We start from the raw sequence: 18,127 nt of genomic DNA, 5'->3' as shown, positions 1-18,127 counted from the left end.
AGTATTAAGTGAGGACTTAAACTCAATACTCATAATCACTCTCGTATCAACCAGTAATCGTCAAGCAGTAATAGGGTAATTGGCAATCGGTACTTGGTAATCGGTAGTAAGTAGATAGGCGGGATTAAACCGAATAATGTAACCGTATGTAAATAGGCTTAAGTTAGCCAGTAGAAAGCATTTGGACACTTTACATCGTTTACATAATTGCGTTTTAAAGCGCCGACTTACTTAATCAGGGGATAGAAACATGATAGACCTAAAAAAAGAAATTCAGCTAATGTTGATGGCACGATTTCCTTTGTTGTGGGTAGTAAGCCCAGAAGAGGAAACCGCCGAAGAAATTTTGTGTGATATAGCAAAAGCTAAGGAAGGGCAAATCTATTTTTGGGATTTTGCCAGAGGTTGGACAGATTCGGGTACATCCAAGGGAAATCCGATGCAAGCCTTGGAGCGGATCAGCAAAGCGCCGGCAATGGAACAAGTCACTTTGTTCGTCATCAAAGACATTGCGACTTTGATTGCACCGGGTGCGAATGGGCAGATAGCAAGTAACCAACTAGCGATCGTCCGGGAACTGAAAAATTTGGCAGTGACCATCGCCCGTGACCGTCGCTGTCTCGTCATTCTCTCCGACCAACTCCGAATTCCTCAAGAACTGCGCGAAGAAATTACGGTGGTAGATGTCTCCTTACCAGGCATCGAGGAGATATCGAAGTTGATCGATCGATTGGTTGGCAAGAATATCAAACTCAACGCAGAACAACGGCAACAGCTAACAAAGGCTTGCCAAGGGCTGACTCGGTGCCGAATTGCCCGCGTCCTTGCCAAGTGCTTAGTTCTGGGAAAAGTTGATATTCGGGCCCTCGCTGCGGTCATCGAGGAAAAGCGCCAAACCATCCGGGAGACAGGCATCCTCGAATTTATTCCGGTTCAATCTAGTTTGGAGTCGATCGGCGGACTCGAAAATCTCAAGCAATGGGTAACAGTTCGATCGCGCTCTTTTAGCGATGAAGCCCGTGAGTATGGACTCCCCAATCCCAAGGGGGTACTGCTGGCCGGCATTCAGGGAACGGGTAAATCCCTGCTAGCCAAGACGATCGCTGCTGAATGGAAACTCCCGCTGCTGCGCCTCGATGTCGGTCGGGTCTTTGGCAGTATGGTCGGCGAGAGCGAGAACCGCATCCGACAGGTCATTAAGTTGGCAGAGGCGATCGCACCGGTGATTTTATTCCTAGACGAAGTAGACAAAGCGTTCGCCAACATCACGTCTGGCATGGATGGAGATTCAGGGACAAGCCAGCGGGTATTCGGCGCGCTCCTGACCTGGATGCAAGAAAAGACCGCGCCAGTGTTTGTGGTGATGACTGCGAACCGCGCCGAAGTCCTTCCCGCCGAACTGATTCGCAAAGGTCGCATTGATGAAATTTTCTGGGTTGATTTGCCGAACCTCACAGAGCGGGAGGCAATTTTTCTAGTTCACCTCACCCGTGTCCGTCCAGAGCGAGTGAAGTCGGGAGACTTTGATTGCGGAATGTTGGCAAGTCAGTCACCGTCTCTCTCCGGTGCAGAGATTGAGCAAGTCATTTTTGATGCGATGCAAACTGCGTTCAGTGCCGGACGCGAATTCACAGAGCGAGATTTAACCATAGCGATTACTGGTTGCGTTCCGTTAGCGCGGATTGCTCAAGGTCAGATTGACGAACTGAAAACTTGGGCAATTCGATCGGGCGCTAAATCCGCCAGTATTGCCGATCGAAATGAAACACCTGTAACTCCCTACTCTAATCTCTCACCTCTTGAGGTTGACGAAAATTAATTGTTTCAAAAAGCGAAGTATAAATGCTTCGCTTTTTGGTTCTGATTTATGAAACAAATCATTACTAGAAAAAATGAGCTCGAAAATGAGATGGATGGAATTAAACTAGGCGAAGTATTTGCTAATCCCAATGTTAGAAACGACGGATACCTTCTCAGAAAACTGATTTGGAGAGATAAACGTCCTATTGGTTGGTGGAGTTATGGCAGATACGGAACCGATTACGGTCTTTTATGGCTGCAAAATTATGCAGGCTATTACTCACCTGATTTTTGTTTGGAATTAAAATCTGAAGAAATAGCCTTACAACGGGTTCGGAAAATTCTTGAAGAATGGGACCAAAATGATCAACGTCCTACTTGGACAGTTTAATGCAAGAGTTTAAAGTTAAGGAATTCGTCAAATAATTTGAGGTAAAATCCCCGCAGATTTTCAACTGCGAGGACTTATTTAAAGTTATTCGATGGGAGACATGGCAGCTCCAACTAAACTACGCATTGCCTCATCTAAAGTTGGTTTATAACCTTCGGTGTACGGGGAGACTGTTCCATCAAAGGCAAAAGGTATTGGATCTCCACAATACCAGTAAAAAGATTCTTCCAGTTCCACAATTCCAGCGTTATGGAAATAAATTTCGAGTCGCTCAGATTTTTGCACAAGCGCTCCTTTTCCAAAAAACGTGATTCTTTTCTGCATGAGATTTATAAGATAGTAAGCGACAGTTCACTATCTTATTGCGAAGCACTCTTACCAAACCAAACCAAACCCAAAATATGTACAACCCAGAAATTCAGGAATATGTTCATCCTCTATCATCGATCGAAGTCATTGATACTGATCAAGGTCAAAAAGAAGTGATAAATAATTGGGCATTCGCTTCAGTTATTTGGTCAACCGTCCTCGCTGGTAACAAAAATGCTTTGATTATGGTTAATGAGGTATTTCCTGATAAAAGCAATATTCCTTCCCTGATTTTGCGTTCCAAACAGGGAGATGAAGCAGCGATGAGAGATGCGATCGCCATTCTTGCCTTTGCGATCGAAAACAAATTAGATGAAACATTTGAACCCAAAGGAAATTAAATTATGCCTGATTTAATAAGTCAACCAAAAGAATTTCCAGCATTCGCTAATTACAAAGGTAAATGTGTCTGTGTTTGGAGAGCCGATGCCAAATTAGTTGCTGCTACCATTGCTGATGCAGAAAGACTCATGGGAACTAGAAAATGTTTGGATGGTTCTTGGCTTACCCCTCCAGAAGAAGGCACAGAACTTTGGGATTATGCAACTGCACTGCTTAATGACCCTGCACCATTTGTATCTGTAGAGGGTCAAATAGTAAGTCTTAGCAAGTTGGAAATACTTCAAGAAATTGTCAGGAAATAGTGATGTAATGCTTCGCTGTAAGAGAATGATTTTTTGAATTTGGAATCAGATTATGGCAAAGGCAATGATGGATGCTGAAACACTGGAAAAGGATTTGCAACATTTTCATGGAACTGAGCAATATTACAAACATTGGCTTGGAATTCACTATACCGATGGAGTCAAATATTTAGCTGAAAATGCTGAATGTTATTGGTTGATTGATGCGATCGGCTCTCATCAGCCCAGAGCTAACAGAATTCACCGATTAACAGAGTTTCAACTTTGGTTCCTTCATGTCGGAAATGCACATGAGTTTATCAAACCCAAAGGAGATAATGATGCTGTCTTAACTTGTTGGGAAGATACACCTACCAAAGAAACTCAACCTGTCATCATTCAGCAGATTCCGTTTACCGATTTCCCCTTGAAAGAAATCAAACTTTTCTTACAAGAGAAAGTCCTTCTGTTACCTAGCGAAAATTAAGCTCTAAAAGTCTGTCTTGTTCTTCACCTCTGGGGAACAGGGCACACTTTCGCACTACATCATTCAATTAATTTAGGAGCAAATCAAATGACTACCAACAAACAAATTCCCCAAGTTACACTCGAAGAAAAGCAAAAACAACTGGAAGAATTGCAGGCAAAAGTTGATACAGTTTTTGCTGAAGCAATAAGGAGAAAACTCAACACGCTTGATTTTTCAATTGAAGTTTGGCTAAATGCAATCTTAAAAAAAGATGCTTATGTAGCAATAGCTTGTCGCATGATTGGCTACAGTACCCATTTTCAGAGCGAGGAATTGCTGAAATTTATGCGATATTTAGCTAACGGAACTCTTGAAAAAAATGAGTCGATCGCACACCGCGCAGTCGATTTAATAAATCAAGGTTTAATTATCAACAATACCCTGAAAGAGGAGAACGAAAGTGTCAAATTTGACGTGTAAAGTCTGTAGCGGTCAGTTAATCTTTCTTGGTCAGTTAGGCTACTTGAGACATTACACTTGCCGAAATTGTGGGATTAATATTAACAAAAATCCCAAGATTATCAGAGATGAATTAGGTCGAGTAATTTCAGTGAAATACTAACAATGCAACTCGTACAAACCAAACAATGCGCTAACTGTCCCTGGAAAGTAGACAGAGATTTGAAACAAATTCCTGACTATAACCGGGAAAATCATGAAGCTTTGAAAGGAACAATCGTTGACCCAACTCTAGACCTGTATGAGCAATTAGCAAGTCCTAATGTCGCAATGGGTTGTCACTATTCCACTGATGAGAAACTGCTTGAATGTGTGGGCTGGATTTACAACCAATTGCGAAACAATAATCTGGCTCTGCGATTGGTATTGATGCGATCGAACCAGATATCACGGCTTGGGATGGATGGCGCACAACGAGCAACTTTTGCGGAAACTTTGAAAGATTAAGCCAACGCATGAATTGTAAAATCCCTGGTTGTCCCAATCCTTTAGTAAATGGCAGAACTTACGAATGCGGTAAATGCACTTCAGAAATTCTTGCTGCTGCCCGGTACGTTTCTCGTCCACTTTCAGAACTTTTAGGAGATTTAGAAGATGTCACATCTTAGTGTAATCCGAACCCAGATAAAGAATCCGATCGTCCTACAAGAGATTCTTCAAAAAATGATTGAATCAGGACTTGATGGAATTCTTGCTGGAGCTTACCTCGAAACAAACAGTCATATCCGTGACCCATTCGGTAACAGTAAGCTAGCAGAGTTTGTTATTCGGCGCAAACAAAGCTATCAGGGTGGTTACGACTTTGGCTTTAAATTGATAGAAGGGACAGATGAATATGAGTTTTTAACTCGTGATGGTTCCATTTATGCTGCTAAGAAATTTATGGAACAACTTTTACCCTGGTACGCACGGGAAAATACTCTAGCAGCATTAAGGAGTCAGGGGTTTAATATTGAGTCTCAAAGTGAAGAAAATGGCGAAATCGTAATAGTTGCTGGTAAATGGTGTTAGGTCTTAAACCATGGTGCTTCGCATAGGGAATTTAGAAACTTTAGCAGGAACAGAAACCATGATTTGGAATTTTACAAGCAACCAAGAAGGAAGCAATGTAGTCCTTGACATAGACGATTTTATTGAGATTATAAAATGTCTCGATCGTGCAGCCGATGCCTTGTTGATTACTACACGAACAACTCAAAGTAAATACGAGACAGAACCTGGTAGCTTAGCACTGAGATTGGTGCAACAGTTGGGTTATGATTCGATTGATTTGTCAGACAAAGATTGATCGCTGACGGCTTAGTTAAGTATCAAAAGCTAACTTAACTTAAGTTAATGCTTCGCTTTTAAGGTGTTAGGGAAACAGTTAATCTTGATTGTTTTCCGGTCAAATTACTAACAAAATGAAACACATTGTCGTCTTAGAAATCATTGATGGAAAGAAAGTAACAACAGAAGTCTTGGAAGAACCGCCAATGCTTTTGACTTGGTGGCAAATGTTCTTCTTGTTTAATCGTAAAACAGCTCAAGATTCGATTACGGAAGGTCGAATCATTACCTATATCTATATCGAGATATACGGTTGTGCTTTACGAAGCATCAAAGTTTCAGAAGTAGTAGAAAAATTGGAGTGAAATTATGGGGCATCACACAGAAGAAGCAATAGTAGACGAAGCTGCACGAATTCAAAAAGAGGTTGATAAAATTTTTGAAGCAGCTCGATCGAATAACTGGACTTTGGAACAATTCGCGGTCAAAGTGTTAGCTGGAACGACAGATTATGACCTTGGATATTTTGCAATTGCTGCTCAACTCCTTCAAAATGTGACCAACTTAGATGGGAAAAGTTCGATCGAAATCCTCAAGTTTTTAATCTTCAAAGTTCAGCAACAGGACACTCTGAAGATTAAGCAAGCACAGGAGATGTTTTTTCAGGGATTAGTTATTAACAAAGAACAAGCTGAGAAAAAATTAGCAAAAGATAAACAACAGCAATCGTCAAAATCAACCTCGAAAAAAAGGAGAAATTAGCATGAAGATTACTTACAAAGCTGATGACTGCGTAGGACAACTGAAACTATCGATCGCACTGCATCTGATACCGAATCTGCCACCAATCCCGCATAACGAATATCGGCTGATTGTAGCCGATCCTCCGTGGGCTTACTCGCTTAGGGAAACAGACAAGACTCACCGAGGCCGTTGCAGTTACCCATCCATGACCGATGACGAAATCCTCAATATGCCGATGAGTGCGATCGCAAGCTCAGACTCTTATCTGCTGCTGTGGGTAACAAACAACCATCAAGCGCTGGGGTTCCGGTGTCTCGATCGCTGGGGATTTACTCATCGATCGACTTTCACCTGGGAGAAAGTCACTAAGGACGGCAACCCCCATGCTGGCTTAGGTCACTACGGCCGGAATTGCACCGAGCATTTTCTGGTGGCTACTAAAGGTAAACCGGGTTGTTTCACCAGTCATGGTTTGACCACTATCAACAACCTCATCAAAGCTCCCCGTAGAGAGCATTCACAGAAGCCGAAACAGTTTTGGGGAATCGCCGATCGACTCGCTGACAAACTGGAGAATTGCGACAAGTTGGGCAAGTTATCGCACCCGTCGAGGATTGAACTATTTGCTCGGGAACAACGCCCAAATTGGGATGCCTGGGGTGCTGAGGCTAACTTGCCTAATGCTTTAGTTTGATGACCTTTCCCTAGTTTTTCATCGGAATTACTAGGGTTAAGTCATTCGATTATTGCTTCGCTTAAGGATATTGATTTGTCCTGTAATTGAGTTTTAGTCACCAAAATGAACATAGGCATGAGAGGTTTGACGATTGACGATAGCACCTACATAGTTCGAGCCCAGGACTATGGATATTGGGCTGATGAAAACTTTAAACAAATTGTCTCAAGAACTTACATCGAAGTCTTGAAATTCCCCTGCGAAATAGAGGTTACACCGTTCACCACATCTGAAGGAACCAAGTTAATAGGTTATCTATCCGCAACTCAAGGTTTAAGTAATTCAAATCCTGATTTCCGAGGTTTGCCAAAGTTTATCCCGTTTGATGATGAATTTTATGATGAGAAACGACTTACTTACTTTGGCAATACAGGTCTTTCTGTTGCCAAGAAAGAGCTATAAAAACTTTCAAACATTCGGCTAGCCAATGGTATTAAACGCTATCTGATAAAGAATTACGATCGAAAGATAATTATCAGTTTGCGGTTTTATGACGCTTGCCGTCAGTGCTGGTCTACAGCCTTCAAAACTGAGTTAATAGCAATCAAACCTCCCGAAATCTACAAATGGAATAACTATGTGTTTCGGTTAACTTTGACTGCTGATGAAGATGAAACAACAACTGCTTACTATACACTCTCAGGAAAGTACAAACGGGAGTTAACTTAAGTCTCTGCGTTAGTGCTTCGCAGAAAGGTATTGATTTGTTCTCTCTTATTTACCATGATGACAACCGTTCATAACGACTGCACAATGACAGAATCAGAGTCCAACGAATTGCCCGATATTGCTGAAAACGGGTTTATTATTGTCAGTGACTTTTTTGCACATCAGCATGAGTTAATTGAAACTGCACTGAAAAATAGTGAGTTTCAATATCTGATAGCCTTTCATCCTGATTCAAAGCAGCTTTGGAGATTAGGCGCTTTTAGAGTTTATGTTGCTCCCGAACATCTTGAAGCAGCTAGAACTTTCTGTATTTCGATCGAATTTGCCAACAAATTCAATAAATAATAGCGTAATAACTGGGTCGCTCCCAGTTAACAATACCATGCAATTCAGTTCTTCTGAACTTTTAACCAATTTGCCTTTCCCAACTAATGACCAATCCGATGTACCACGAATTTATATTCAACAGGAGGGTTCTTTTCATGGTACGTGGATTGAGGCTATTAACGCTTCTCAAATGCAGCAAAACATTGACTATATTCGGACTTCACTTAATAGTTCTGTTAAAATTACTTCATTTCAGAACTTCAACAGCACAGAATTTTTGATGACACCAGAAATGCCAATACCGTTGATCGCACAAGTAGGTAAAGGAATTGTCAAATATGGTAAACCATTTTCTGTTTATTTCTCCTTCTACGAGCATCGCCAAGAACCAGAAATCTTGAAAAACTTTCAAGAAGATTACAAAGGTTGTTTCGATCGCACTGAAGATTTTGTCAAAGAAATTCTTATCCAAGAAGCCTTTGATTCACAGTTAAAACGCAATAATCTTAGCTGGAATCATCTCAATTTCGAGGCAATTATCCGAGATTGGTTCTATTCGACAGAGGGAATTTATCGGCGGATGTTGGATGAAAAAGTCTACATTTTCAAACGTCGTTAACCCTTCGCTTTCAGATGTTGATATAGCGTAATTACTGGGTCGCTCCCAATTCTAAAAATGGTTTCACCTGAGATAAATATTGCTGGGCTGCACAAAGTAGCTGATTTTTGGTTCAACGAGCATCATCAAGTAGTTTCTGCTATCAAACAAATGACTCATCAGCTAGAGTTTTACGTTTATCAAGGCAGATTTACTCTTTACGTTTTGCCGGAAGATACTGAAGCTGCAAAAGTTTTGCTTGGAATTCCAGTTCAATAATAGCGTAATAACAAATGCCTTACTACATTTTAGTCACACTTGAGCAAGAGGTAGAAGTTTATACTACTCCTGAAATGTTGACCACCAAAGAAATTCAAGAAGTGATTGGTATTGAAGGAGCGCCAGCTAATTGTCAAATAGTAGAAGAGTTGAGTTTTTCCGATACTTCGATCGTCATGCTTTGTGACGCTGATCTCGTATCGAAAGAACTTCAGCCAACTTGTCTTACGCAAAATGGCGATGTTGTTTGTGGTCAGGTACTAATTCTCGCAACTAATGAATCCCCAGACGATTTGTGCTTACTTAACGTGCGTCAAGCCAAAATTGTCAAAGAGGAACTGAAATTGTACCCAAAACCAGTCAAGCCAGAACACAATTTTAGTGCTTCGCTATGAGATATTGATTGATTCTCTACGTCATTTACTGGAGCCAAAATGTCACGATTTTACGCTTTAATCAACTCAACAGGAATTCAAGAGGTAAAGGCAACTGAAATGCCAACGGTTGCAGAAATTCAAAAACTTGTAGGAATTCCCGGTGAAGAAGCTTTCTTTGAAGGGGTTTATCGGTGCTATTCTGACCCATTGATCGCTATTTTGTGTGATGATGAATTCTTAATGAAAGGCTGTCAACCGACCTTACTTACTCCTGATGGCATTACTCTTCAGGGACAGCTTTTGATTGTGGCAATGGATACGCAAATTGAAGATTTCTGCTTGTTGACTCAGAGACAGCTAGAAATTGTCAAACAAGAAAGCAAAATCTATCCGTTATAGCCACGCTAGCAACAAATTCACCCGTAGCTTGCGGGCGCGTAGCGCATCGTCATGCCCTAGTTGAAACACTGGGCATGACTCGCTTCAACATCAATAAAACACGAAGTAGCAAATAATGTTAGACCAACAAAACCCTAGAGAATATGATGCGGTACTCGGCGGTCAAGTCTTGGTTCCCGAAGGCGCTGCGGTGCTCGGAGGTCTACCCGGTGTCAGGAGGCGTTTAGCATCACCTCATCTAGCATCGCAAATTGGTGCCATGTCTGAAGCTTGCAAATATGGTGAGCCTGGTTTTGATTTGATGGTTCAGTTTTTGAAAGATAAATCGATCCTCTCCGAGGGCTGCGCCAACGAACCAACAGTAAAAAGTGCTGGAAAAATTTGCGTTTCTTCAATGTTAAATGATACTTTAGTGACTGATGATTTAGGATGGTATCTTATTGGATATAGAGTGCTATACAATGACAGTAAAATAGATACTTTGCGATTAGCTTGTCAAAAACTTCTTGCCTACATACACACATTGTATGGCAAAAAGAAATGGTATTTTACGGGAGGCTATAGCTATATCACCTTTTCTCAAGTTCAAGATCGGGAATGGGCTAAAGGCAACAGAAAAAATTTGAGTGATTCAATCAACCACTTAGTACAAATTCTTTCAGCCGAAAAGCTAAGAAGAGTAATAATTTTGAATTTTGTTTACTACTGCCAAACATATTATGATATTGGCGTAGCCTATCAGAAGGAAGTACCTAGAAATAAGTTTCCTGACAATATTGAACCGAGATTGTTAAACCAAGGCATTTATCACAGCTTGCTTCCTTGGTTTGAAGAGGATTTATCAAGACTAATTTCTTCCTCATTTGAAGATTTGGTGATTGAATAATTAGCTAGCTTCGCTTTGAGATTGTGAGTGATTTAAGGAGAGAAATAATGGCAACTTTAAAAGCTTTGATGATGTCTCTGGCAGGCAAACCCAAACCTAATCCAGCTCAAGCGGTTTGGGTGGTCAATTGCCCCCTGGCAGAACATGATGATTTTGCTGGAGCAATCGGTGAAGCTGAATGTGAACTTGAAGATAAATTCCGATTCGACAGAGATGGCGTTTTTCTTGGCACTACAGCTTCCTTGGCGGGTTCGTAGCTTGCGGGCGCGTAGCGCATCGCGCACCTTACTGCTGAAGAAATCAATCGGGGTTGGGCATCAGTTTGCCAAATGATGAATTGGTAATTACCTCATCAGGAGTCAAGATGAGGTATAGCCAAGGTATAAGCGAGGTATAGAGTCAGCGCAGGGGTCGCAGATTTGCCACCCCTGACTGTTGATAGCTTATTGCAAAGTCTAAGCTTCACTGTAAAGTAGTGATTCCTTAGCGGATTTTGATCGTACTATGCACAGCCCAGATTTTTCAATACCTCAAGAAGTCGAAAACCTACTGAGAATATGTTCTGTAATTGAAGAAGCTTCATGGCTCAACGAAGAAGGTCAGCTCTTACCTTGTGAAGTTAGTCATGAAGTCGTTGCCCCTCAATTTTTACCCGGCAACGCAGCGAAATTAGTTTGTTTCTCTCAACAAAAGTATGTGACGATTGGCTTAACTCCCATCAAGCTCTTTCAAACCAAAGAGAGTGTTTGGGAAAGTGCTTGTCTTGACGCTGTTTCTGAATTAGGTTTGTCCAATATTCAGATTATTACCCAACCGATCGTTACTCAGGTCATCGACAAAGCTACTAAATTGATTCAGTCTTTAAATTGGTGGTTGATATAACAGTTTCTTGTTTCTTATTTCTTGTTTCTTGTTTTGTTTCTAGTAACGTTTCTAAAAATGTTTTTGGTAATGTTTTTGGGAATGTTACTGGCAATAAAAATAGTCAAAGTAAGATTTTGCTTCGCTGTAAGGGTGTGAGATTGAGGATTAAATAATGTCACAACCAGACTTTGATGTTGAAAATTGTACCTGGCAAGCCAAAGATGGCAAAGTAATAAAATACACAAAAGAAACTCATCAGCTTACTACCTGGGAAGATTGGAATGAATATCATCTACAAATCACCAAATGGCCCAAAAATACATCAATTGAAATTGTGGTACTTAGCGGTGATGAAGGATATGACTCTGAAAGCCGATGGTCAAGTTCTGAAGTTTATCGCTATGTCAAAATGCCTCATGCTGAATTTGAAGCACAGAGAGAGGAACTTATTCGCAAAGTTCTTGAGTTAGCAAATCAACAATTTGGTTATTTAGCATTCTAATAGCGTTTATCTGGGTCGCTCCCAGAATTCTTACTTATCATGACAAACTACGAACACAGTAAATTAACGCTGGGTAGAATCCTAAAAAATGCTCGGCAAGAACTTGGTTTTAGCCAGAAAGATTTGTGTAAATTGCTGGTAATTCCATCAGAAGATGAAGAGTTTCTTACGATCGATCGATACCTATTATCGAAAATCGAAAATAATAGAATCGACATCCGAACCAGTGAGTATGACTGGCTCACCATCAGAATTGCTGCAATCTTCACTCTCAATGCTGCATGGCTTGAAGTAATTCGTCAACAAACAGAAGTTGAACCTCTGGACTTAGAAAACGCCGTAGCAGTATTTCCCATTTACTTCAATCGCAAAACCTATGACCTATAAAACAGTGTATCTGCATCGGATGGTGGCAGAACAAACTCTCGATCGCAAGCTCAGACGGGCGTGAAGTTGTTCATCACCTGGACGAGGACAAATCTAACAACTCGCCAGAAAATCTGGTAGTTTGTTCCAGCGCTTCTGTTCACAGACGCCCTGAATGTCCGTTCTCTGAGACAGAAACTTGAAGTCGAGCTTCCTCTGATTCAAGAAGGCGATTTGTGGCTTTAAATCAACAGCTTGCTCAAATAAGTTATTCCAGTTCCAGTAAACCATTTTGGGTATTTCCCTGAAAACACAACACACGATTCTTGCCGTTACAACAGCTTTGACCGTCGCACTAGCAGCAACCAGTCCTCTATTTACTTCAGGCAAAGTAACTGAAGCTAGCCAAGTCGATCCATATCTTGGGGAATATGATGAAGAGTCATATCCGATCGGCATTCAAATTGAAGAACTAGAAGGCAACCGCCAAAAGTCACAGTAATTCTTCAGTAATGCTTCGCTGTAAGGTAGTGTTGTTTCTTTCAATGCTATGAACTTAGAACAATTAGTTCGATTTCTGAAATATGAAGCCGATCTCCCTACCTTTTTCCAGACTTCTGCCAACTATTACTACCACAATCAAACACTACCTTCAGAGATTGAAACTCAGAAAATCAAGGTAGTTTTAGCCGTCAGCGATCAAAAAGAAGGTCAGCAGCCAAAGAGTAATGATCCACTCTATCAACAAGCCTATCAAATCGCTCAGTCTATCTAGTTGGAGCTGATAAGTAGATGGAAGGCATTAATATTTGGTCTGGCTCTGATATTGGAATTGGTGCAGCTTTGACCAATCCCACAGAGCTAGCGTTCCGAAAGGGCAACATCAAAAATCGCTACCCGGTAACATTCAGAGGCGTGAATTTCCGTGATGCTGAATCTGCATATCAAAAGTACAAAAGTCGTGATCTGCAGGAATCGATCGAGATTATGACGGAAATCATTGTGTGCAAATTACAACAGCATCCGCGACTGTTTGAAGAGATTACCAAACGAGGCGGTGTTGAATGGCTTAAGCGATGCCGTCACATTGTTGGAGTAAGAAATAGTCGTTGGGAAGGCTACGGATTGGAAAGCAATTTCATCCTGTGCTTGGTATTTGCCTATCAATTGTGTAGTGAATAGCGTGATTGCCGGGTCGCTCCCGGTCTTAAATTATGTCTAAGCCTAAGTCTGAAATCAAGTTTGCGATTCTTAAGGCGAGTTATTGGGTTGGCCATGCTACTGAATATGGCAGCGTTTACTGGTTACTCGAAATGAAAGGAAAATGGTCTGAAGAGTTTGAAGCAGCCGAATTCTTCGATACTCGATCGGATGCTGAATTACGCTTAGCTGAGGAGAATCGTGCTTCTGAAAATCCTCATAGTTCCATTGTTGAAGTTGAATTGTACCGTGATTAAGTTAATGCTTCGCTCTGAGATTTTAACTTTAAGGAGGCTCAGTCATGACAATTACAGTCGAACAAATCAAATCAATCCTTGCTGGCACTGAAGAAAATCTGCGACTTTTGCAGAAGCAGCCAGAGTATCAGGCGCTCGAACAGAGCGAGAATTTTGTCACACCAAATGAATTAGGTTTGGCGGATGCTATTCAGGCACTGAGTGAAGTTTATCAGGCAATTACTGAATCTGAATGCGATTTAGTCAGTGCTGTCGTTAGTTCACAACTACCCCCGAGCGGAATTTCTCACTAATTAATCAGCGCATAGCCGGGTCGCTCCCGGCAGTCTCATGAAATCTACAACTGTTGAATGGAATCCCCCCACTGCTGAAGAATTGCCGTGTAATTGGTCAGTTCAGGCGATCGGACCTGATGGCGGAGCTTATAGAAGTCGCGACGGTTTGGTTGTAATAATTTCTTGTTGCATAGAAAAAGACGGCAATTCGTGGGTTCATCTCTCACTGTCTCGGAAAAAATCACTTCCAACTTGGATAGATTTGGTCAAAGTCAAAGAGATTTTCTTGGGTGCGGACGCTTTGGCACTTCAGATTCTGCCTGCTCGATCGGAATGGGTAAATCTTCATGAGTTCTGCCTCCACCTTTATCAATGCCTTGACCAACGACCAATTCCCGATTTTCGCAAACTAGGAACCATCTAAAATGACACTCGATCCAAATGACATGAGAACCTACCCGGTTCAACAAAAACCATGCAAAACTTGTCCGTTTAGTGGTGAAAAACCATTACCCCTCTGTCCATCAGATTTGGCAATATACTACGAAAACTTGATGGGGAATGGGCAACACATTTGTCATAGCACGAATAACACCAAAATCTGTCGGGGTGGCCGAGACATACAACTAAAATGGCTCTGTTCGATCGGTTTCTTAGATGAGCCGACTGACGAAGCTTTCAACGAAGCAGTAAACTGGGCCTTAAATAATAAGGAGTCAGCAACGTCAACGACCCATCACTAAATCTTAGATTCTAGTGATGGCTTGAGAAATCAAGTCCATAGTTGACCCGTCTAAGCTCCCTGAGAGCTAAGTTATCTAGGTCACAGCACCCGAGAATGCTTCAACAGTTCTCGGCTCTGCTGTCAGTTATTAAACGTCCGATTTGGGTTTAGGCAGTGTGGCTGACCTCGACACCGCCTAGATAACATTGACCAGTTGAACTTTACCCTAGCAATAGGAGCTTTCAAATGCCCAATAGAAATGCAGTTTTTGTAATTGATGCCGATCGCCTGTTGCCGGGGAATGTACCGGGGTTGGACGATCGGTGAAGCAACTGTTGGCAAAATATTCTTACTAATCATGATCGCTGCAATCATGTTTCGCTTGTGGCAATCGTGGCCGCATGAGTTTGTGGTGTTAAGTGTCTGGCCTCAAGGCGCGTTTTGGGTGTTTGTTGGGGGATTAGTCGGCTGCACTTCCAAGTGGGGTGTCGAGCGAGTGTTTTCCAGTTGCTAAGAAATTAAGGGTACCGTTCCGAACTATCGCTTTACATCGAATCTCTAGCTCGCAACACTTGGAATAGCCCAGTGCAGAGGGGGTTTCGTACTTGGAATAAGTTATTCCGCATTGGGGACATCAATTAGTAAACAGCGGGTAAGCGCCTAAAAGTTCTAAGTGTTGCAGGATAAGTTCGCCATTCTAGTAGCTCGCGCTCTCTTCCATAAATTATCCATCCAGTTTTGTGTTGGGGCTTTCTTAAAAATCCAGTTAAGTGCTGCTGGTGTTGTGATCTGTTAGCACTTGTGCTATATTCTGAAGTCTTTATCCTTCTAAAATGCTTAATTTTCGTGCAAGTACCGGGTGTGACAGTAATAGCCAGCACAACCCTTGCTGGTCATAGGATGTAGCCATGACATCCTACTGATAGGACTATGCAAGTAGCATACGCGAATCAGCTTGCAAGGTGTGTCAGACTTTGATTATGGATAGATTATCAGATTATCATGGGTTTCTTATCGGGTCCACCTTATTAATTGGGAGACTGGCATAGATTCTGGTTAAGTAAGTTATTCTATAAAACTATTAACTAATCAAGATGTAATGTTTTAATCAAAGAATTTATTAATGCAAAAGTTTAATAAAGTCGTAAAAGTACAATACAATTAATTGTATAAATTTTACAGCAAGCAACAAGTGTAAAATTAACAGGTGCGGACATCGGCTACACTTGTCTACGTTCGTTGGTTGGAAGAAGTGAGGTATGTGTGCAGACTAGGTGTTTAGAGTCACAGGTGGTATTTGCTTCGAGCGAGGAGCTATTTCAGATTAAGGTGCTTGCGGATGTGCATCGGCAAGAGATAGGCTTTGTGAATCGGGCAGTTCTGGCAGAAGCGATCGCAAGCGGTGAAATTCTTTACCACCCCTTCGGCTTTCTCCATTTTCATCACCGTCGAGACAAAATCTCTACTCTTTACCATCTTTGCGTTTCCCCCGACCACCGCAGGCTAGGCATGGGTCGTCAGCTTATTTGTGCATGGGAAAAACACAGTAGGAAGTGTGGTATTACAAAACTGCGCCTAAAATGCCCCCTGGACATAGAAGCTAACGGGTTTTACAACAAGATGGGATTTGATCGGGTACAAATTGAACCTGGTAAACGCCGCTCTTTGGTTGTTTGGGAAAAGATATTATGCTCTAATATTCTCCTGACAATTCCCAAGTTTGTGGCTGCCGTAAGTGCTGGTGGCCCTGAGATTGAACGCAGTCGGCAGTTGTGGAATTCTAGCGGTGATCGGCGTAATCCCTTTGAAAACGTTCTTTACTCACCGATAACGTGTCCAGCTTCTACTACAGAATACTTTCGTAAACAAAAAGATGTGGGAAACATTTCGGAAGTCTGGCTAGATTGCGGTGCATATCAGGTGCAACAGGGGAAATTTACTTACGATCAACTGCTGGAATTTTTAGATAATTTTTATCGCAATAATACCTGGGCAGATGGGTATGTATTGCCCGATATTGTACCCATCTCAACTGATTCAGATGAAATAGTGGAGTACAAAGTTCGCGAAACGCTTTACCATTGCGAAAAATTTTTCGGTAAAATGCCTGTTTATGTACAAGAACGCGCGATCGCCCCCGTACACGGACGCACTATCAACCAAATCAATCGCTGCATTGAAACCTATGCAAAAATGGGTATTACCCGTATCGGCTTTGGCTCTTGGGGAACGTCAGGACCCAACGGCAGCGTTAATATGATTTCTGAATCTAGTTTGGCATTGTTTAAGATTGTTGGCAGTATCGCCCGCGAAAAAAACATGAAAGTTCACTGCTTTGGCATTGGCGGTCCAAACAGCTTTTATCGCCTCCGCAACAACTCCCTTGTACCCCATAGCTTAGATAGCTCAACCTGGTCAAAAGCCGGAGCCTTCGGCAGCATCTTTTTTCCGGGTACTTCTCAAATTCAAATTACCGTTAGACGCGGTTTTGAAACTACTAAAACTGGTCTAGAGGAACTCAAAAAATCTACGCAACATTCATGTTTCTTTTGTCAAAGTATTGATAAATTGAGAACCAGCCGAGAATATCGGATTATGCACAATTTGACTGCTTGGTTAGATACTTTAGAACGCGCTTTATGAGCAATAAATTAACTTTACATATTCAGCAAAATACTACGCTAGAAAGAGTAGCTATAATTCTTGATTTTTTGAGAAATAAAGAAACAAATTTTGAACAACTTGGAGCTAGTTGTAATTTAGGGCTTTCCGTTCTCCAAAAAGTGGTATTTCCATTCTTGCGAAATCTTTCAATTATTTCAAAAAAAAATCCCCCCTCACTGACACCTCTTGGTCAAGTTGCAGCTAAAATTCAAGAGTCTAACCCCGAATTGCTAGGAGATTTTTTACATTTAGTAATTTATAATCTACACCAAGAAGAAGCTGAAAAAAGGTTTTCTTGGACTTATGCTACAGTTGTACAACAACTCTGGTTGCGAAAAGAAGTTGTTTTATCACCGCCCGAAAAAAAGTCCCTAGTTGGAGAAGTAATTGAAAAGGCTGCTGTGAAGTTTGAACTACCTACCAGTGAAATAGCATTTAGTGATACGAGTGTGGCTGGTGTCCTCAATTGGCTGCGATCGTTATCACCCAGTGTTATAGAACCAGAAGGCAAATACGAACACTTCAGCCGTCGCTACTTCAGCGCCGCTCCTATTTTACTTCAGGCAGTAGACACAATCTACAAACAGCAACAACGAACCTATGGAGTCAAGATTTTCTTGCGAGAAGAAGTTCAAGAGGCTATTTGTCAAATGTTGTTGCTAGATCCGAGCGGATTAGATGGTAGCATAGATAATGCTAAATGCACCTATGATTATGATCGAGGTGGCTTCTTTGACTGTGGCTATGAAGGGGGATACGGACAATGGGTAATGCTGACTCAATCCCCTGAGTGGACTCAATTGCTTTAGCTAAGTATTAG

General features: G+C 41.6%; 35 protein-coding genes. 34 read left to right on the top strand and 1 reads right to left on the bottom strand.

Features of this window, described 5'->3' with window-relative positions; all coding sequences use genetic code 11:
- Positions 1-250 precede the first annotated feature (250 nt).
- Together QT979_RS06040 and QT979_RS06035 are read left to right on the top strand one after the other, a co-directional pair.
- Entirely contained in the window at positions 251-1,819 is a 1,569-nt protein-coding gene (locus tag QT979_RS06040) for an AAA family ATPase (RefSeq protein ID WP_333308688.1), read from the top strand.
- Positions 1,820-1,867: 48 nt separating this feature from the next.
- Positions 1,868-2,191 carry a hypothetical protein gene (locus QT979_RS06035; RefSeq protein WP_333308686.1) on the top strand — a complete coding sequence of 108 codons (324 nt, stop codon included), beginning with the start codon at positions 1,868-1,870 and terminating at the stop codon, positions 2,189-2,191.
- Positions 2,192-2,275: 84 nt separating this feature from the next.
- Here the strand turns inward: QT979_RS06035 and QT979_RS06030 are convergent, their stop codons facing one another.
- Complete coding sequence (locus QT979_RS06030) at positions 2,276-2,515, bottom strand: hypothetical protein (RefSeq protein WP_333308684.1); 240 nt, start codon at positions 2,513-2,515, stop codon at positions 2,276-2,278.
- A 77-nt stretch (positions 2,516-2,592) separates the two neighbouring features.
- On the opposite strand from QT979_RS06030, the gene QT979_RS06025 reads away from it, so the two are divergent.
- The 32 genes from QT979_RS06025 (at position 2,593) to QT979_RS05870 (ending at position 18,116) form a co-directional block, all read left to right on the top strand.
- Positions 2,593-2,901 carry a hypothetical protein gene (locus tag QT979_RS06025; protein ID WP_333308682.1) on the top strand — a complete coding sequence of 103 codons (309 nt, stop codon included), beginning with the start codon at positions 2,593-2,595 and terminating at the stop codon, positions 2,899-2,901.
- Between the two features lie 3 nt (positions 2,902-2,904).
- On the top strand, positions 2,905-3,204 hold the full coding sequence (locus tag QT979_RS06020) for a hypothetical protein (RefSeq protein ID WP_333308681.1): 300 nt from the start codon (positions 2,905-2,907) through the stop codon (positions 3,202-3,204).
- A 52-nt stretch (positions 3,205-3,256) separates the two neighbouring features.
- Positions 3,257-3,670 carry a DUF6876 family protein gene (locus QT979_RS06015; protein WP_333308679.1) on the top strand — a complete coding sequence of 138 codons (414 nt, stop codon included), beginning with the start codon at positions 3,257-3,259 and terminating at the stop codon, positions 3,668-3,670.
- Positions 3,671-3,757: 87 nt separating this feature from the next.
- Positions 3,758-4,132: a hypothetical protein gene (locus QT979_RS06010; RefSeq protein WP_333308677.1), complete on the top strand. Its 375-nt coding sequence runs from the start codon at positions 3,758-3,760 to the stop codon at positions 4,130-4,132.
- A gap of 144 nt (positions 4,133-4,276) precedes the next feature.
- Positions 4,277-4,618: a DUF6283 family protein gene (locus QT979_RS06005; protein WP_333308675.1), complete on the top strand. Its 342-nt coding sequence runs from the start codon at positions 4,277-4,279 to the stop codon at positions 4,616-4,618.
- A gap of 8 nt (positions 4,619-4,626) precedes the next feature.
- On the top strand, positions 4,627-4,779 hold the full coding sequence (locus QT979_RS06000) for a hypothetical protein (RefSeq protein WP_333308673.1): 153 nt from the start codon (positions 4,627-4,629) through the stop codon (positions 4,777-4,779).
- A gap of 55 nt (positions 4,780-4,834) precedes the next feature.
- Positions 4,835-5,182 carry a DUF1257 domain-containing protein gene (locus tag QT979_RS05995; RefSeq protein WP_333308671.1) on the top strand — a complete coding sequence of 116 codons (348 nt, stop codon included), beginning with the start codon at positions 4,835-4,837 and terminating at the stop codon, positions 5,180-5,182.
- Positions 5,183-5,192: 10 nt separating this feature from the next.
- Entirely contained in the window at positions 5,193-5,459 is a 267-nt protein-coding gene (locus tag QT979_RS05990) for a hypothetical protein (RefSeq protein WP_333308669.1), read from the top strand.
- A gap of 115 nt (positions 5,460-5,574) precedes the next feature.
- Positions 5,575-5,805 carry a hypothetical protein gene (locus QT979_RS05985; RefSeq protein WP_333308667.1) on the top strand — a complete coding sequence of 77 codons (231 nt, stop codon included), beginning with the start codon at positions 5,575-5,577 and terminating at the stop codon, positions 5,803-5,805.
- Positions 5,806-5,809: 4 nt separating this feature from the next.
- Positions 5,810-6,202, top strand: coding sequence for a hypothetical protein (locus QT979_RS05980; RefSeq protein WP_333308665.1), 393 nt, complete (start codon positions 5,810-5,812; stop codon positions 6,200-6,202).
- A 1-nt stretch (position 6,203) separates the two neighbouring features.
- The gene (locus QT979_RS05975) at positions 6,204-6,878 is read left to right on the top strand and encodes an MT-A70 family methyltransferase (RefSeq protein ID WP_333308663.1); all 675 of its coding nucleotides are present in this window, start codon (positions 6,204-6,206) and stop codon (positions 6,876-6,878) included.
- A 105-nt stretch (positions 6,879-6,983) separates the two neighbouring features.
- Positions 6,984-7,322 (top strand): hypothetical protein, encoded by a 339-nt coding sequence (locus QT979_RS05970; RefSeq protein WP_333308661.1) that lies wholly within the window; start codon positions 6,984-6,986, stop codon positions 7,320-7,322.
- Positions 7,323-7,673: 351 nt separating this feature from the next.
- Positions 7,674-7,934, top strand: a complete 261-nt coding sequence (locus QT979_RS05965; protein WP_333308659.1) for a hypothetical protein — start codon at positions 7,674-7,676, stop codon at positions 7,932-7,934.
- Between the two features lie 37 nt (positions 7,935-7,971).
- Entirely contained in the window at positions 7,972-8,535 is a 564-nt protein-coding gene (locus QT979_RS05960; RefSeq protein ID WP_333308657.1) for a hypothetical protein, read from the top strand.
- 57 nt (positions 8,536-8,592) lie between these two features.
- Positions 8,593-8,793, top strand: a complete 201-nt coding sequence (locus QT979_RS05955) for a hypothetical protein (RefSeq protein ID WP_333308655.1) — start codon at positions 8,593-8,595, stop codon at positions 8,791-8,793.
- Between the two features lie 14 nt (positions 8,794-8,807).
- Entirely contained in the window at positions 8,808-9,188 is a 381-nt protein-coding gene (locus tag QT979_RS05950; protein ID WP_333308653.1) for a hypothetical protein, read from the top strand.
- A 39-nt stretch (positions 9,189-9,227) separates the two neighbouring features.
- On the top strand, positions 9,228-9,569 hold the full coding sequence (locus QT979_RS05945) for a hypothetical protein (RefSeq protein ID WP_333308651.1): 342 nt from the start codon (positions 9,228-9,230) through the stop codon (positions 9,567-9,569).
- Between the two features lie 115 nt (positions 9,570-9,684).
- A complete protein-coding gene (locus QT979_RS05940; protein ID WP_333308649.1) occupies positions 9,685-10,455 on the top strand; it encodes a hypothetical protein in 771 nt (256 codons plus the stop codon).
- Between the two features lie 47 nt (positions 10,456-10,502).
- Positions 10,503-10,712: a hypothetical protein gene (locus QT979_RS05935; protein ID WP_333308647.1), complete on the top strand. Its 210-nt coding sequence runs from the start codon at positions 10,503-10,505 to the stop codon at positions 10,710-10,712.
- Positions 10,713-10,959: 247 nt separating this feature from the next.
- A complete protein-coding gene (locus QT979_RS05930; protein WP_333308645.1) occupies positions 10,960-11,337 on the top strand; it encodes a hypothetical protein in 378 nt (125 codons plus the stop codon).
- 154 nt (positions 11,338-11,491) lie between these two features.
- Positions 11,492-11,821, top strand: a complete 330-nt coding sequence (locus tag QT979_RS05925) for a hypothetical protein (protein WP_333102158.1) — start codon at positions 11,492-11,494, stop codon at positions 11,819-11,821.
- A gap of 39 nt (positions 11,822-11,860) precedes the next feature.
- Positions 11,861-12,208: a helix-turn-helix transcriptional regulator gene (locus QT979_RS05920; protein ID WP_333308643.1), complete on the top strand. Its 348-nt coding sequence runs from the start codon at positions 11,861-11,863 to the stop codon at positions 12,206-12,208.
- A complete protein-coding gene (locus QT979_RS28970) occupies positions 12,205-12,390 on the top strand; it encodes an HNH endonuclease (RefSeq protein WP_445304754.1) in 186 nt (61 codons plus the stop codon). Before QT979_RS05920 ends, QT979_RS28970 begins: the two co-directional genes overlap by 4 nt.
- An 89-nt stretch (positions 12,391-12,479) precedes the next feature.
- Positions 12,480-12,689 (top strand): hypothetical protein, encoded by a 210-nt coding sequence (locus QT979_RS05910; protein ID WP_333308639.1) that lies wholly within the window; start codon positions 12,480-12,482, stop codon positions 12,687-12,689.
- Positions 12,690-12,737: 48 nt separating this feature from the next.
- Complete coding sequence (locus tag QT979_RS05905; RefSeq protein ID WP_333041309.1) at positions 12,738-12,962, top strand: hypothetical protein; 225 nt, start codon at positions 12,738-12,740, stop codon at positions 12,960-12,962.
- A gap of 17 nt (positions 12,963-12,979) precedes the next feature.
- The gene (locus QT979_RS05900) at positions 12,980-13,369 is read left to right on the top strand and encodes a hypothetical protein (protein WP_333308637.1); all 390 of its coding nucleotides are present in this window, start codon (positions 12,980-12,982) and stop codon (positions 13,367-13,369) included.
- Positions 13,370-13,401: 32 nt separating this feature from the next.
- The gene (locus tag QT979_RS05895; RefSeq protein WP_333308636.1) at positions 13,402-13,644 is read left to right on the top strand and encodes a hypothetical protein; all 243 of its coding nucleotides are present in this window, start codon (positions 13,402-13,404) and stop codon (positions 13,642-13,644) included.
- 44 nt (positions 13,645-13,688) lie between these two features.
- Complete coding sequence (locus QT979_RS05890; protein ID WP_333308634.1) at positions 13,689-13,937, top strand: hypothetical protein; 249 nt, start codon at positions 13,689-13,691, stop codon at positions 13,935-13,937.
- A 37-nt stretch (positions 13,938-13,974) separates the two neighbouring features.
- On the top strand, positions 13,975-14,343 hold the full coding sequence (locus QT979_RS05885) for a DUF7694 domain-containing protein (protein WP_333308632.1): 369 nt from the start codon (positions 13,975-13,977) through the stop codon (positions 14,341-14,343).
- A 577-nt stretch (positions 14,344-14,920) separates the two neighbouring features.
- Positions 14,921-15,157, top strand: coding sequence for a hypothetical protein (locus QT979_RS05880; RefSeq protein ID WP_333308630.1), 237 nt, complete (start codon positions 14,921-14,923; stop codon positions 15,155-15,157).
- 776 nt (positions 15,158-15,933) lie between these two features.
- Complete coding sequence (locus QT979_RS05875; RefSeq protein WP_333308628.1) at positions 15,934-17,286, top strand: GNAT family N-acetyltransferase; 1,353 nt, start codon at positions 15,934-15,936, stop codon at positions 17,284-17,286.
- Entirely contained in the window at positions 17,283-18,116 is an 834-nt protein-coding gene (locus tag QT979_RS05870; protein WP_333308626.1) for a hypothetical protein, read from the top strand. Before QT979_RS05875 ends, QT979_RS05870 begins: the two co-directional genes overlap by 4 nt.
- Positions 18,117-18,127: the final 11 nt, after the last annotated feature.

Origin of the sequence: Microcoleus sp. w2-18bC1, from assembly GCF_036700365.1 — a bacterium.
Taxonomy (GTDB): Bacteria; Cyanobacteriota; Cyanobacteriia; order Cyanobacteriales; family Microcoleaceae; genus Microcoleus.
The sequence above is the reverse complement of the archived record's forward strand: the minus strand, read 5'-3'. Positions and strand labels throughout refer to the sequence as shown.

What these genes read in the sequence shown, in the direction of transcription:
- QT979_RS06040 (WP_333308688.1), top strand. Translation starts at nt 251, where the DNA reads ATGATAGACCTAAAAAAAGAAATTCAGCTAATGTTGATGGCACGATTT.
- QT979_RS06035 (WP_333308686.1), top strand. Translation starts at nt 1,868, where the DNA reads ATGAAACAAATCATTACTAGAAAAAATGAGCTCGAAAATGAGATGGAT.
- QT979_RS06030 (WP_333308684.1), bottom strand. Translation starts at nt 2,515, where the DNA reads ATGCAGAAAAGAATCACGTTTTTTGGAAAAGGAGCGCTTGTGCAAAAA.
- QT979_RS06025 (WP_333308682.1), top strand. Translation starts at nt 2,593, where the DNA reads ATGTACAACCCAGAAATTCAGGAATATGTTCATCCTCTATCATCGATC.
- QT979_RS06020 (WP_333308681.1), top strand. Translation starts at nt 2,905, where the DNA reads ATGCCTGATTTAATAAGTCAACCAAAAGAATTTCCAGCATTCGCTAAT.
- QT979_RS06015 (WP_333308679.1), top strand. Translation starts at nt 3,257, where the DNA reads ATGGCAAAGGCAATGATGGATGCTGAAACACTGGAAAAGGATTTGCAA.
- QT979_RS06010 (WP_333308677.1), top strand. Translation starts at nt 3,758, where the DNA reads ATGACTACCAACAAACAAATTCCCCAAGTTACACTCGAAGAAAAGCAA.
- QT979_RS06005 (WP_333308675.1), top strand. Translation starts at nt 4,277, where the DNA reads ATGCAACTCGTACAAACCAAACAATGCGCTAACTGTCCCTGGAAAGTA.
- QT979_RS06000 (WP_333308673.1), top strand. Translation starts at nt 4,627, where the DNA reads ATGAATTGTAAAATCCCTGGTTGTCCCAATCCTTTAGTAAATGGCAGA.
- QT979_RS05995 (WP_333308671.1), top strand. Translation starts at nt 4,835, where the DNA reads ATGATTGAATCAGGACTTGATGGAATTCTTGCTGGAGCTTACCTCGAA.
- QT979_RS05990 (WP_333308669.1), top strand. Translation starts at nt 5,193, where the DNA reads ATGGTGCTTCGCATAGGGAATTTAGAAACTTTAGCAGGAACAGAAACC.
- QT979_RS05985 (WP_333308667.1), top strand. Translation starts at nt 5,575, where the DNA reads ATGAAACACATTGTCGTCTTAGAAATCATTGATGGAAAGAAAGTAACA.
- QT979_RS05980 (WP_333308665.1), top strand. Translation starts at nt 5,810, where the DNA reads ATGGGGCATCACACAGAAGAAGCAATAGTAGACGAAGCTGCACGAATT.
- QT979_RS05975 (WP_333308663.1), top strand. Translation starts at nt 6,204, where the DNA reads ATGAAGATTACTTACAAAGCTGATGACTGCGTAGGACAACTGAAACTA.
- QT979_RS05970 (WP_333308661.1), top strand. Translation starts at nt 6,984, where the DNA reads ATGAACATAGGCATGAGAGGTTTGACGATTGACGATAGCACCTACATA.
- QT979_RS05965 (WP_333308659.1), top strand. Translation starts at nt 7,674, where the DNA reads ATGACAGAATCAGAGTCCAACGAATTGCCCGATATTGCTGAAAACGGG.
- QT979_RS05960 (WP_333308657.1), top strand. Translation starts at nt 7,972, where the DNA reads ATGCAATTCAGTTCTTCTGAACTTTTAACCAATTTGCCTTTCCCAACT.
- QT979_RS05955 (WP_333308655.1), top strand. Translation starts at nt 8,593, where the DNA reads ATGGTTTCACCTGAGATAAATATTGCTGGGCTGCACAAAGTAGCTGAT.
- QT979_RS05950 (WP_333308653.1), top strand. Translation starts at nt 8,808, where the DNA reads ATGCCTTACTACATTTTAGTCACACTTGAGCAAGAGGTAGAAGTTTAT.
- QT979_RS05945 (WP_333308651.1), top strand. Translation starts at nt 9,228, where the DNA reads ATGTCACGATTTTACGCTTTAATCAACTCAACAGGAATTCAAGAGGTA.
- QT979_RS05940 (WP_333308649.1), top strand. Translation starts at nt 9,685, where the DNA reads ATGTTAGACCAACAAAACCCTAGAGAATATGATGCGGTACTCGGCGGT.
- QT979_RS05935 (WP_333308647.1), top strand. Translation starts at nt 10,503, where the DNA reads ATGGCAACTTTAAAAGCTTTGATGATGTCTCTGGCAGGCAAACCCAAA.
- QT979_RS05930 (WP_333308645.1), top strand. Translation starts at nt 10,960, where the DNA reads ATGCACAGCCCAGATTTTTCAATACCTCAAGAAGTCGAAAACCTACTG.
- QT979_RS05925 (WP_333102158.1), top strand. Translation starts at nt 11,492, where the DNA reads ATGTCACAACCAGACTTTGATGTTGAAAATTGTACCTGGCAAGCCAAA.
- QT979_RS05920 (WP_333308643.1), top strand. Translation starts at nt 11,861, where the DNA reads ATGACAAACTACGAACACAGTAAATTAACGCTGGGTAGAATCCTAAAA.
- QT979_RS05905 (WP_333041309.1), top strand. Translation starts at nt 12,738, where the DNA reads ATGAACTTAGAACAATTAGTTCGATTTCTGAAATATGAAGCCGATCTC.
- QT979_RS05900 (WP_333308637.1), top strand. Translation starts at nt 12,980, where the DNA reads ATGGAAGGCATTAATATTTGGTCTGGCTCTGATATTGGAATTGGTGCA.
- QT979_RS05895 (WP_333308636.1), top strand. Translation starts at nt 13,402, where the DNA reads ATGTCTAAGCCTAAGTCTGAAATCAAGTTTGCGATTCTTAAGGCGAGT.
- QT979_RS05890 (WP_333308634.1), top strand. Translation starts at nt 13,689, where the DNA reads ATGACAATTACAGTCGAACAAATCAAATCAATCCTTGCTGGCACTGAA.
- QT979_RS05885 (WP_333308632.1), top strand. Translation starts at nt 13,975, where the DNA reads ATGAAATCTACAACTGTTGAATGGAATCCCCCCACTGCTGAAGAATTG.
- QT979_RS05880 (WP_333308630.1), top strand. Translation starts at nt 14,921, where the DNA reads ATGCCGATCGCCTGTTGCCGGGGAATGTACCGGGGTTGGACGATCGGT.
- QT979_RS05870 (WP_333308626.1), top strand. Translation starts at nt 17,283, where the DNA reads ATGAGCAATAAATTAACTTTACATATTCAGCAAAATACTACGCTAGAA.